A 13,008-nucleotide genomic window follows, 5' to 3' on the forward strand; every position below is an offset into this window, starting at 1 on the left:
AATTGCTCTTGTGCCAAAGGCATGATCGTATAAAAATAATGAGAAGATGGCTTTTACTTTTATTGATGGGAGTGCGGATTGGCTGTTGGGCGCAATGGAGTACTGAATTGAACCAAAATACGCGCGTCAGTGCAGGCTTTATGCACACATTTGCATATGGCGCAGTGGCGGGCGACGATGGCAGTGTAGTCGTTACCTGGGCCGAGAGTGTCAGTGATGCTTCCATAATGTATGCCCAACGCTACCGAGCGGATGGGACCATTGCATTTGCCAAAAAAGAAATATTTCGTTACACGTTCAGTAATTGTCAAAAAGAAGGTTTTGCCGGAATGAAACTACTGAGAGCTTCCGGTTCAGACGATGTTTTTGCGATTTTTACTATTACATCCAACGTCACCATTCAAGGAGGTTTAACAACCTATTTGCAATACCAGATCATTTCGTTTGCAGATGGCTCAACAAAAATTCCAAACAATAGTAATCAAAACAGAGGATTGAATTTAGGGTATAACTACGATACAAGTGCCCCGAATTTACCGTTTGATGCCACGTTTATCAGAGATGGCGGCAATAAAGTAGTCGTAACATGGCACCAAAAAAACAACCCTTCCGATGCCAACAGAGGGGGCGGAGGTAGCCTTGTAACGCTGACGGATCTAAGAATAGCCATCTTGGATGCATCCAACCGCACTGCCCCCACCGCCTATTACATAGAAGGAGATGGCGGTGATCAGATCAATCCTAAAGTGTACGCACAGGGTGATCGAATTTTTGTTTCCTTTATCGACCGAGCCACCACTGTTGCGGTTAGAAAGTACAAATATCCCCTTGGCGGTACATCAATTACCAAAGAATGGGGCGGTAATGCCCAATATTTAGGATCATTCAGCGATGTTCAAAATTTGGGTGTACAGCCAAGTTTGGACGACAACAATCCTTTATGTGTATATACCGCTTCCGGAACCGGATTGTCCAAAACCCTTAAAGCACATCGTTTTAATCCTGCGTTGGGGTCGGTTGTCGGAAATGTGGACATTGGCTCGGCTGACCAAATCGGCCTTGTCAAAACGACAGGAGGGGCATTCACGCTCAATTTCAACATTATTTATACAAAGGGAAACCGTCAGGTAATTCGTCGTTTTTTGGGCAGTGCAACCGCGAGTGCCGAAACACAAATAACAACCAGAAACCACGGCGGCGACCCAACGTTTGAAGGAATCAAGATCTCCGACAGTCCTGAAAAGTATTTACTCATGGGAGAGAACCGTGATAACGGAGAACTCTACGGACAGGTAATTCGATTTGATAACACTTCAGGGGAAGGCGTGCGGGAATGGGGAGATAACGGGAAATTTGTGAGCAATGCTTCCGGAAGTAAAACCGGTGGCCGAATGGTGGTTTTGAACAGCAATGCCTTATTCTTTTTGTGGAAAGACGAACGAAACAAAAACAGTCCCTGTACGGCAGATGCCTATGCTCAGGTATTGGACGCCAACGGGAATATTCCCGTCAAACCGGAAATAAAGAATGTTCGTTTGAATAAAAAAAAGTTTTGCAGTTTGGACATTGATGGAACCGGAGATCGAACATTTACGGTGACATTTGATGCGACACCACCACCTACAAATTCGATTTGGTCCGCTTTTTTTGTTAAATATAAATTACTGTCATCCGCAAATCCGGAATCCGTCGTTCTTGGTACATCGAGTGGAGGATCTGCGGGAGCAACCAATTCCATAACGGCAACCATTCCTAAAGGACGTGGCACTGCCAAGTGGACTTATATAGTATATGTTGAAGCCGCGGCCTCCGGTGTACCGGGCGGGTTACTGTTGTCAGAACCCAGTGTTGACACGCTCATTCTGGAAGCACCTTCAGTAAAGCCGATAGTTTCGCCGCCGATAACAATATGCACAGGCGCAACCGCTGCTCCTCTTTCTGCCACCGGAATAAATCTGAAATGGTACACAACCGCTACGGGTGGAACTGCCGCTACGACTCCGCCTACGCCTACCACCACGGTAGCCGGTACAACAAGTTTTTACGTTACTCAAACATCAAACGGTTGTGAAAGTGCCCGTGAAGAGATCAAAGTAACGGTTACTTCTACGCCCACCATTGCGGCTACTGCCAACACAACAAAACCGCTCAGTGTTTGTGCCGGTACGAACGTGACCTTAGGAGCTACGGATGGATTCACTTCCTATAATTGGCAAGGACCCGGTGGGTATTCCAATACAACGCGCGGACCGTCGCTCACATCGCCCGTTTCGGGTACGTACATCGTTACGGCAATGAGTTCGTGCGGAACGGCCCGCGACAGTGTAAAAGTGACGGTCAATCCAATTCCGGTACCTAACGCTCGGGCAGAAAAGTCATCGTACATTGTAAACGAAACGATCAAACTTTTTGCCGAAGGCGGAGGAACATACGTTTGGACAGGACCGAACGGTTTTACGTCTGCACAACAAAATCCGACAATTGCCAATGCCGCCGTGACAATGAGCGGAGAATATTCGGTAAAGGTAACAACTGCCGGGTGCGAAGCGACCGGAAAAATAGCTATATCAGTTTCTACTCAACCCGTTACGGGTGTGACGAACGTAACCATTAATCCCGGTTCGGTATGCCCCGGCTCAAATGTAAGTGTGACATTTGGCAAAGAACCGAGTAATGGCGTAGGAACATTCAACGTTTTTTTGACGGATGCCTCCGGACAGAAAATTGGAAACAGTTTAGGGAGTGGATCGGGTAGTCCGTTGTCAGTTCGCATTCCCGATGCAACCCCTTCCGGGACTAATTATCGTATTTTAGTAGAAATTTCCGCAACTGTTCGTGGTCAAAGTAGTGCATTAACGGTGCTGCAACGGGCCTCGGCGCAGATGCTGAGCCCGCGGGGAGATACATCGGTAGTGTTTCGAAAAGCAGGTGATAATCTCAATGTTCGGGTACGGGTGCAGGGCAGTGGGCCATTCACACTTACTTTCAGCGGTGGAACGCGCACCGTACGCAACGCCGGCGATACGACCCTGAGTTTTCGTATCGAGAATGAAACCACGTTCAGTTTTCAGGGAGTAACGGGTGCCTGTGGAGCCGGTACGTTGAGCGGTGTGCAAAGTGCAAAGATCGCGCTCAAACGCGTGGTGGCCGTGGAGGAAGATAGCCTGGGTCGTCCGGCAGTTCGTGTTTTCCCCAATCCGATGTCAGATAAATTGACCATTGAGCTCAGGGATAATTTACCGCTTAGTAATTTAACGGAATTACGCTTATTTGACTTGAATGGAAGTGAGGTAAAGCGTTATTCTTTCCGTACCTTACAACACTATTGGGATATAAACAGTCTTCCTTCGGGACAGTATGTATTGGAAGTAGTTCGCAATAAAAGTCGGTATACGTTTAAAATCAGGAAAGATTGATGTCAACCATGAAAATACAGGGATTGATTTTCGCGCTGCTGATCGGATTGTTTGGTTGCAAAAAAAAGGATGTCAGCACCCAAATGGATCGTGCGTGGATAATGAAGGAAGCGGTGCATATTCCGCAGGGTGGCGGCGGACGCGTGAAAGTGTATGAGAGAGGACAAGGAGGAAACCTGTTCAGTTACGACGGTTTTTTATTGGACCTGAGCAGCCGTGATGCTTTACAATTTACGGATATCGGACAGGGAGGAGATCGATTTGATTTTACGGGCAAATGGCGCGTTGACCAAAATATTCGACTTGTACTGTTTGACTTAAGCCCCGAGCCTACCTGTAGCGAAGGGGTAGATTGTGCCAAAGAAGGAATTCAATTCTTTATTGATAAAATATCAGATAATGAGCTGAAAATAAACAGATTATATGTTAGTGATAAAACAGGAAATACGGTCAATGAATATACATTGATTCCAAAATGATTCTGTATTCAATTACCCTATGTAATAAACAAATTTACCAAGTACTTACCAATGGGCTTTTCAGTGATACGATTCGGAGATAAAAATTACCTCAGTTTGATGCTGACGGTATTTTTGTCTTATGCAGGCATGGCCCAGAATCTTAACCTTAATGCAATAGGAGTAGGCAGTCGGGCAATGGCTATGGGGGGAGCTTTTATTGGCGTTGCCGACGATGCCACTGCGATGTATTGGAATCCGGCAGGAATTGCAATGCTCAATTACGACGATGAAATGGCCGAAGGCATAGGACCGCATCTATTAGTTTCCGGCAGAAATAATATGCTGCAAGTGCCTATTGATGCAACTCGTTCTGCAACTACTTCCAATTTTGGAGCTACTTTTATCGGGGCTGTGATGCCTTTTTCTGCCTCCCGATTGTCGGGTAAAAGACATTATCGTATTGGAGACCTTGATCGTAATCTGGTGTTGGGAGTAGCCTACCAAAGTGTTACGGACGCTAACAAATACACCATTAACCGAACAGTGGCTGACGCAACTGAAACGATAAAAAACAATCTGAATATCAGTAACCTATCGTTGAGCGCAGCATATCAACTGAATAGATATGTTGGAGTAGGCGTTACGGCCAATTATTGGTTTGGTATTGGTAACAAACTGAATTATACTTCCGCCCAAAGCTCCCTGAATCGCACCGGAGAAGGCAAGTATGGCATCAGTGGCGTCAATTTTGTCACAGGCCTTATGGCTGATTTTTATGAGGCAAATGTTCCGTTACGCATGGGCGTTCGCTTGACGACTCCTTTTAATCTTCGCAATAATTTTACATACAGCGGCACCGTAACCGATGCGTCGCTGGATGCTCGTGAGCTTCGGAGTTACGAACAAAAATATAAAATGCCGTTTACGATCGGGGCAGGGCTTTCATACCGTATTCCCTTTTTTCCATTGCTGATGCTTGCCGCAGATGCCGAATGGTTGCCCTATAAAAACCATGCAATTGCGCAGACTTTTTACGAATATAACCAATACAATAGTTTGGACCCGAGCAGAGGAATTCCATTGATAATTCAAACGCCCCGGCCGCCCGTGATCAGTACCGAAAATCATTATCAACTAAGAAGCGGGTTGGAATTTTTGCTCGTCAATGCCGAAAAGGTAGAATTGCGTTTGATGGGAGGGTATCGAATCCAAACGCACCTGAACGAAGATGGCACGAGCAGCAAAGCCAAAGGGTTCAGCGGCGGAGCCACGCTCTTTTTTGACCGCTTTAAAATCCATGCGGGATACCAGCAAATAAAACTTCCGCAAACAACAGCCGGAATAACGAATCAATATACACAAAGCTATTTTTCAATAGACTTGGTTGTTCACTTGGTAGAAGCTATTTTTTGAAATGAATTCATTAAAAGCCCTTTTTGGAATACTGTTATTCTTTGTCTCAATGGTGGCAAGCGGGCAGAGCTACGTAACATATTACAAGAAAGGAGAGAGCCTGAGCCAATCGAAAAACTGGCCCGAAGCCATTGAATACTTAAAGGCAGCCTTGCAAGGCTCCGGTTCCGACAAAAAAAGCATCGCTACGCGTAATGGCGTGGCCGCTTATTTCCCAAATCGTGAACTTGGTATTATTTATTTTTTACAGGGAAAAAAAGAGGACGCCAAGCAACTCTTAGAGAAATCTTACCGCGACGAACCAACCGACCGAGCGATTGAATTCCTGCAAAAAATTGACCCTGAATGGTTGGCAAGTCATCAATTGGCGACTATTCCGCAGGCAAAACCATTGTTTGAGAAAGATAAATTGGAAAAAAGCGCCGAATCAGTAGAAGGCGGACAAACGCTAACCCTCAAGATTCCCGTTCGAAACGATGGCGAAGGACGTTTTGAGAATGGGAAAATCAGAATTTCAGCTTCTGCACCGGTCAAAGGCATTGAATTTGAGCCATTGACGGCGGTGGGTGATGTTCGGGGAGGAAGCAGCCGAACGGCCCAACTGACAATTCGTACCAATAACCTGCTCACAGATGGCAAAGTAGCATTGGTCTTGAAACTGGAAAGTGAATCGGGCACGGTGTGGGATGAGATACCCGTCAATTTCGGAACGTTCAGCCCTCCGGCACCACTGCTGAAAATGGTAGGGCTGGTTGCTTCCAACGATTCTAAATTGATATTGGAAAAAGGCCGCCGCGTGAAAGCGGTCAAACTGATGCTCAAAAACGAAGGTCGGGGAACATTGTCAAAACCGCGCGTTTCGCTCACGTTGAATGATCAGATCCTAACACCGGTCAATAGTGGTGTAACAACTATTTTGGCGGGAGAAACCGTGACGATTCCATGTGAATTTTTTGTTCCTTCTACTTTTACCGCCGCCACGGCTACTGTTGGTGTAAGTGTACAGGAAGGCAGCGGTACCTATAATTTCAGCGAAAAACTATCGGTGCCCGTTCAGGAACCCACGACACCTTTGGTTCATTTTGACAAAGGATCGACCAAATGGGAAGGTACACGCGAAGGATTTATTACGTTACTTTCACAACCAACGCTGAAATATAACGTGATCAACGAATCAGACGAGCCATCCAAAGATTTAATCGTCAGGATCGTACAGGCACCTTCTAATTTCGGGCTGTCAGTGCCTGCTTCCAAAAAGATGGTTCTTTTAGAATCCAATAAAACGGCCGGTGACGAATTGAAATTGGGTGTATCGCCCAAATTGCTGAAAGGAAATTTGGCCAAGTTTACGCTTCGACTGGAAAATACGCAGGGAAAATTATTGGATAAAATGGAAGTGGAAGCGCCCGTTTTGATATCTGCAAAACAAACTGTATCGATTCCAAGTGCGGAGGAAACGCTCAATTTGACCGCCAAGGTAGGGGAGTTGTTGGACAATAAGTTCTTCTTCAATTTGCGCTACATGGGTGACCAATACGAAGACAACGAGGCCAAAAGCAATTACCAGAAAGAGTTGATCCGGACCTGTTTCAAAAAGGGAGATAAAGTAAGTCTCACCAACGACATTGTCCCTGCGGAATTGATCAGATCAGGCAAATTCCCGGAGGCTTTCGAATCAGAAAGCTACCTCAACAATCTGGCATTGTGGTATGATAGTTATCAGGTTGACTTTCAATTAGATAAAGCGCGATTTTCGCCCATATTGTTTTCCGATAAAGGAGTTTCTTATATAGATGTTTACGTGCCCAAAAAATTTACCGGAAAGTCAAAAAGCAAAGATTTCTCCGGCGTTACGGTCACGCAGGAAAATGTACTTCAAATTAAGATTACTTTTGACCGCTACCGACAGCCTAACGGTAAATGGGACAGTAAGCAATTGTTCATTAAAGGAGTTGAAAAAGTACAGAACCCTGCCACGATCGCCAATTTTGCTACCACCGAAGAATGGGAAAATAAGGTTGCCAACGAAAAAAATGATCTGATGTCGTTGTCCTCGGCGCTGAATGGATTGGTGGATAACCTAAAAAGTAAATTGCCGGCTACGGCAAAACGTCTGGTGGCTGAGCCTTTTATGGGAAAAGATGGTAAAAGTGAAGGAGCTAATGCTTATAAAGTACAAAGCGAGTTGGCGAATTCATTGGCTCTCAAAAAGTTAAAATGGATAAATGCCGAAGAATGGGACCCTTTGAAGGCCGTCCCCAACGAAGAGTTTTTGATGGAAGGCACCTTTGAAATGATGAATACAGGCCTGAAACTCAAAATCAATTTGCGCAATTTCAGAACCTACGAATCAGTAGGAGAGGCAGAGACAACCATCAACCCCGAGTTGTTGGGCAGTACAAACAAATGACAATCAATGAAATGTATATACCTGCTTAGTGTAATTTTGGGGTTGCTGTTCTTCGGTAGAATTGCCTGCGCCCAACAGCCTCAACCTACTAAGCCCCCAACTACCGGCTCGCAGCCGGCGTATGAAGGAGAAATAAAAGACCCAAGCCGTGACGAACTGGATGGTGAATTTAAAAAACGAACTGAACAACAGGTGCTGCGCCTACAGGAGTACATTCAGATTATATCAGACAAGACCCAATCAGACGAAAATCGGGATAAAGCCATCAAAGAAGCCATAAAATTGTTCCAGCCCGGATCATTGGTGCAGGTTTCGTCGGGTAAAAAAGGAACCCCTGTCATTTCCCGTACCGTTGGTGATTATTTCCGAAGGTTGAAAGCACTGCAATACCAACAGGTGGAAATTAACTTTTATGATGCTACGTATGTCGGCGATTACCGCAAAGGGGCTGATGGTGGCTATTATACAACCGCTACTTTTTCACAGGAATTTAAGGGGAAAGACGAAAAAGGAAACATCATTTACCAAGACAAGACCACCAAGGATATAGATGTTTCGCTGCAAAACCTGATGGATGAGGATTTTTACAAGCAAAACCGGTGGATCATCAAATTTGGGAATATTAAAGTAACTGAAACCAAAAAAGCGGCAAAGCCCATCAATTAGTGCCGAATTTTGCGAAAAAGTACGAATGTTTTGAGGAAGTCAAGTCTGCGTCTATACTTTATACTTAACTGCCCATGCTCCGTGTTTTTATACTTTTGTTTATTGGAGTGACCACCTCAACGGCGTGGACGCAATCGGCGGTGAAGCGTATAAAATCGCCCGATTCGCACGTTCGGGAAGTGAAACAATTGGATGATTTTTTTGATCGTTTCAACGCGGTCCGCCTTCCCAATGGCCAAAAAGCTCCGGACTCACTCAAAACAGCGAGTGTACGCGTTGCCTATTTGGAACAATTGGTAAATTCTGAAGATACTCGCTGGCAAAAAAGCCCCGACCGAGAAAAGCTTAAACGCTTCCTGCAACTGGTTTGTAATGAAAAGCATCCGCTGCATTTAAATAAATTTGACGATCAGATCTATTGCATTACCTCCTGTAATGTAGAGTATTTTGGAAATCATAGTTTAGCCGATCTGTTGTTTCGTCGTAAAGTAACTAATGAGAAGCATCAGTGGGTTTTGCAGGGTGCTTCAGACCCGTTTATGGAACAATTGGAACAAAAAATAGAACAGCGTACTATTTTGCCCAATGCGCACGAAACCAATTTCCTGAGTTTTTCCAATGAACTGCACGCCGGTGTTCCGCTCCGCAGTTATGCCGATTCTACTTTTCGATTCGATGCGTTGAGTGCCTTTATCTTCGCGGTAGACAGCCGCCTTATTAAATTCAATGAGTGTGAACGCGTTACCGTTTTTTTGACGGGAATCAAAGGTTGGGTCATGAAACTGGAAGATTTTACGCGTGAAAACGGGAACTCCGGATGGCTCATCAGCGACCTTATGGAAGTGAAAGAAGAACCGCTGACTAAAGTGCTGTTTCATCACCGATAGTTTCCTGACTGAACATGATCTATCTAAAAAAAGGAGACAATTTGCCCATAGTAGCTGTAACTCAACTATTGCTCAATCGTGCCTTGCGCAGTGAAGGTGGGATAGTGGTAGATGGAACCTTTGGGAATAAAACAAAAGAATTTGTACAACACTTCCAGAGGCTTCGGGGGTTAAACCCGACCGGATTCATTGACGGACAAACTTGGCAACGTCTTAATCAGCGGCATGGTCAAATTATTGATTCGGTAGATGCTACTGAACAAATAGATATACACGGCGTATATAGAGATATAGAAAAGGAAGGTGATGATATAAGAGAGGAGGGAGGTGAGCCGCTTGTGAATTATGGAATGTCAAGAGGCGCACGAAACGCCTTAAATAGAATTAGAAATACTGCTGAACTGAAAAATGTACTTCTATTGCGATTACATGGCCACGGCTCACCCGGTGTTCAGGTTTTATCTTCAGGTACAAGGGGGGGACATTATTCTGATGTCAGAGGTTTATTTTTTACAAAGAGCTTTGAAATTGTAAAAAATGTCTTTGCCGAACTGCGCCCTATTTTTTCGCCCTATGGAAGTGTGCAATTAATGGGGTGCAGCGTAGGACGTGGAGAAAAGGGCTATAGGCTTTTGCATGGATTGGCCGAAGTTTGGGGAGTACCTATAAGTGCAGGTATGAATACTCAATTTGGTGGGGGAGGAATTTCAACGTTTGTATTTGAAGGGCCTGTCAGAACTATTTTTCCGGACGGCTTAAACCTTCGTACTTGGGCTGCTCGCTTGCCGGGAGCAAATGTAAGTTTTTAGTCAAAGATATATTATTGGATTAGTATAAAATCAAAAATTCGCTACCGTTTGATAAGATTCACTTGAATTCCGAGAGATTTGGACGGACATTTATCTGCTCAAAACCGTTTAAGGATTGTATTGGCAGGAGGGAAAAAGGCAGGATAATTTTAATTGTATAGAATCTTTTGAAGGTCTTTTGAACAATTGGTGATGCAATTTTCAGCATCAATCAGGCTGCAAGGCTAACCGATGACCGTTTTATAGTAAATAACGCATTTCATAGCTATTGATCAGGAACTTTCTCATGGGTACGAATGGCCGTTAACTCAAAATCAACTACCGTTAACTCAAAACACCTTGCTATTACCTGCACCTTTGGTTAAGTTTGATACACTATTTTTAAGACCCCTGATATGTTGTCTACCCTTGTATTTAGCGGTGATTTAAAACGTGCCATTCAGATCGCACAATCCATAGCCAAAGAGAACCAACACGGCACTTTTTCGCCCGGGCATTTGCTCAAAGGATTGTTACACAACGATGTAGGCTTATCAAGCGTACTGGCTGCGTGGGACGTAGATATTCATTATTTACGTGATTGGGCTGATATTCGGGTTGAAAAATATCCTAAATCGGCGCGATCGGGCGATGCCATTCGCGGCGATGCACAGGTGCAGGCTGTGTTTGAGGTTTCCGATGTGATCCGTATGAAATTGGGAGAGGATGAGGTGTCGCCATTGGCTGCTTTGGCCGCTATTGCGCGCCCCGGAGTGGGATTTCAAAAAGACCAACTCAAATCGTTTCCGCTTACAGAAACCGATATTCTGGAAAAAGCAATGGCTGCGGCGGGCATACAAAGCGCTGTGAGTCCTTCTTCCAATGGAACAACTGCTGCCAAAGGGGCAACTCCTACTTCCGTTGGAGGCAATGCCTCTGCTCAGGCCTTATTAAAATACTGCGTAGATAAAACGGCGATAGCGCGTGAAGGCAAACTCGATCCCATCATCGGTCGCGACAAAGAAACCCGCATGATGGTCGAGATCCTCGGTCGACGCACCAAACCCAATGTCATCATCGTCGGCGAACCCGGCGTGGGTAAAACCGCCCTCGTTGAAGGACTCGCCCAACTCATCGTGGCCGAACAGGTCCCGGGACATTTGCAAAAAGCTTCGCTGTTTCAACTCGATATGGGTGCGCTCATCGCGGGGGCCTCTTACAAAGGTGAAATTGAAGACCGCCTCAAAAATATTATTGCCGAAGTCAAACAGCACGAACGGGCCCTGCTGTTTATCGACGAAATTCACGTGCTGATGGATCCCCAAAGCGGTGCCATGGGACTCGTCAATCTGCTCAAACCCGAACTCGCCCGCGGCGAACTGACCGTTATCGGCGCCACCACCCTCGACGAGTTTCGTAAATTCATGGAACCCGACGAAGCCTTCAGCCGCCGTTTTGAACTCGTCAAGGTTGAAGAGCCCGACGAAACCACCGCCGGCCGAATGGTGGGCAAAGTCGTGCCCCTTTTTGAAAACCATCATCAGATCAAGGTCGGGGCCGGTACCATTCACGAAACCGTACGTTTGGCAAGAAGATATATTAAAGACCGCCGCCTGCCCGATGCGGCCATTGACCTCATTGACCGCACCATGGCGGCCATGAAACTCATGTCCGAAACCACGCAGCGCGAAATTGATTTTTTACGCAGTGAACTTTCCCACTTACGCGAATCGCACGCCGACGGTGATCCGATCTTATACACGCAGGAACTACGCTGGTTTGATCGTCAGTTGCAACACCGACTGAGTCCGATCCTGTTGGGACAGCTCGAAGAACAACCCGAACTCGACCAAATGGAATTGCCCGAAGCCGTCGCCGATTACCTGACGGATTTATTGGTGCAATTGGAAACATTGGGCGGGCAGAAAAAAGAAACAGTCGAAAAGCACGATGTTGCGGCCGTGGTAGCGCACAAAACAGGGATTCCGTTGGGGAAAATCCAATCCAAGGAGCGGGAGAAACTGCTGCAATTGGATGACCATCTCAAGAAACGGGTGGTGGGCCAGGACCACGCCATCAAAGTGATCTCGGATGCCATTTTGGAAAACCGCTCGGGCTTGAGCCGGGCGGGCCAACCCATCGGTTCGTTTTTCTTTTCGGGTCCCACGGGCACGGGAAAAACAGAATTGGCCAAAACGATGGCGGATTTTCTGTTCAACGACGAAAAAGCGTTAATTCGTTTCGATATGTCGGAATTCAAAGAGGAACATTCGGCGGCGGTGCTGTACGGGGCACCTCCGGGGTATGTGGGTTACGAAGAAGGCGGCCTGTTGGTGACCAAGATCAAGCAGCAGCCGTTTGCCATTGTGTTGTTTGACGAGATCGAAAAAGCGCACCCTTCGGTCTTTGACCTGTTCTTACAGATTTTGGATGAAGGAATGCTTCACGACCGCCTTGGGCGGGAAGGTGATTTTTCCAACGCCATTATTCTGTTTACCTCCAACATTGGTTCCGAATGGATCACGCAGCAGTTCGGACAGGGGAAAATTCCGGCTTCCAACGACATTATGGATCTGATGGCCAAGAATTTTCGTCCCGAGTTTTTGGGGCGTTTGACGGAGATCATTCCCTTCAGTCCGATCACGGAAACGGCGGTGGTCAATATTTTTAATATTCAGTTAAAACCATTGATTGTATTGCTGGAGAAGCAGGGCATTACACTGCACATTGAAACGGAAGCGCGCAAGGCGCTGGCATTGGAGGGTTTTACGCCCAAATACGGAGCGAGGCCGATTCGGGGAGTGATTCGCAACCGGATTCGTCGGCCGTTGTCGCGGATGATCGTGTCGGGAGAGATCGGCAAGGGCAGTGTGGTCACGCTCAAAGTGGGCGAAAACGGTGAATTTGAATGGGTGAAAGAACCTTAATTATACCACCCGGTCATTTTTTTCAGCGAGTATAGTTTTA

The 13,008-nt window shown here is 46.0% G+C and carries 8 protein-coding genes; all 8 read left to right on the plus strand.

Going from position 1 to position 13,008, the window contains the following annotated elements; translation table 11 throughout:
- Nucleotides 1–38: 38 nt before the first annotated feature.
- The 8 genes from ACQY73_RS32365 to ACQY73_RS32400 all read left to right on the plus strand — a co-directional run bounded on the left by ACQY73_RS32365 (nt 39) and on the right by ACQY73_RS32400 (nt 12,968).
- A complete protein-coding gene (locus ACQY73_RS32365; protein ID WP_428658396.1) occupies nt 39–3,416 on the plus strand; it encodes a T9SS type A sorting domain-containing protein in 3,378 nt (1,125 codons plus the stop codon).
- On the plus strand, nt 3,416–3,895 hold the full coding sequence (locus ACQY73_RS32370; protein ID WP_428658398.1) for a hypothetical protein: 480 nt from the start codon (nt 3,416–3,418) through the stop codon (nt 3,893–3,895). Before ACQY73_RS32365 ends, ACQY73_RS32370 begins: the two co-directional genes overlap by 1 nt.
- A 51-nt stretch (nt 3,896–3,946) precedes the next feature.
- On the plus strand, nt 3,947–5,290 hold the full coding sequence (locus ACQY73_RS32375) for an OmpP1/FadL family transporter (RefSeq protein ID WP_428658400.1): 1,344 nt from the start codon (nt 3,947–3,949) through the stop codon (nt 5,288–5,290).
- A 1-nt stretch (nt 5,291) separates the two neighbouring features.
- Complete coding sequence (locus ACQY73_RS32380) at nt 5,292–7,700, plus strand: hypothetical protein (protein ID WP_428658402.1); 2,409 nt, start codon at nt 5,292–5,294, stop codon at nt 7,698–7,700.
- Between the two features lie 6 nt (nt 7,701–7,706).
- Nucleotides 7,707–8,366, plus strand: coding sequence for a hypothetical protein (locus ACQY73_RS32385; protein WP_428658404.1), 660 nt, complete (start codon nt 7,707–7,709; stop codon nt 8,364–8,366).
- A gap of 74 nt (nt 8,367–8,440) precedes the next feature.
- Entirely contained in the window at nt 8,441–9,253 is an 813-nt protein-coding gene (locus ACQY73_RS32390) for a hypothetical protein (RefSeq protein WP_428658406.1), read from the plus strand.
- Nucleotides 9,254–9,267: 14 nt separating this feature from the next.
- On the plus strand, nt 9,268–10,062 hold the full coding sequence (locus ACQY73_RS32395) for a peptidoglycan-binding domain-containing protein (RefSeq protein WP_428658407.1): 795 nt from the start codon (nt 9,268–9,270) through the stop codon (nt 10,060–10,062).
- Between the two features lie 395 nt (nt 10,063–10,457).
- Entirely contained in the window at nt 10,458–12,968 is a 2,511-nt protein-coding gene (locus ACQY73_RS32400; protein WP_428658409.1) for an ATP-dependent Clp protease ATP-binding subunit, read from the plus strand.
- Nucleotides 12,969–13,008 lie beyond the last annotated feature (40 nt).

Source organism: Runella sp., from assembly GCF_965279615.1.
In the GTDB taxonomy this organism is placed as follows: domain Bacteria; phylum Bacteroidota; class Bacteroidia; order Cytophagales; family Spirosomataceae; genus Runella.

What these genes read in the sequence shown, in the direction of transcription:
- ACQY73_RS32365 (WP_428658396.1), top strand. Translation starts at nt 39, where the DNA reads ATGAGAAGATGGCTTTTACTTTTATTGATGGGAGTGCGGATTGGCTGT.
- ACQY73_RS32370 (WP_428658398.1), top strand. Translation starts at nt 3,416, where the DNA reads ATGTCAACCATGAAAATACAGGGATTGATTTTCGCGCTGCTGATCGGA.
- ACQY73_RS32375 (WP_428658400.1), top strand. Translation starts at nt 3,947, where the DNA reads ATGGGCTTTTCAGTGATACGATTCGGAGATAAAAATTACCTCAGTTTG.
- ACQY73_RS32380 (WP_428658402.1), top strand. Translation starts at nt 5,292, where the DNA reads ATGAATTCATTAAAAGCCCTTTTTGGAATACTGTTATTCTTTGTCTCA.
- ACQY73_RS32385 (WP_428658404.1), top strand. Translation starts at nt 7,707, where the DNA reads ATGAAATGTATATACCTGCTTAGTGTAATTTTGGGGTTGCTGTTCTTC.
- ACQY73_RS32390 (WP_428658406.1), top strand. Translation starts at nt 8,441, where the DNA reads ATGCTCCGTGTTTTTATACTTTTGTTTATTGGAGTGACCACCTCAACG.
- ACQY73_RS32395 (WP_428658407.1), top strand. Translation starts at nt 9,268, where the DNA reads ATGATCTATCTAAAAAAAGGAGACAATTTGCCCATAGTAGCTGTAACT.
- ACQY73_RS32400 (WP_428658409.1), top strand. Translation starts at nt 10,458, where the DNA reads ATGTTGTCTACCCTTGTATTTAGCGGTGATTTAAAACGTGCCATTCAG.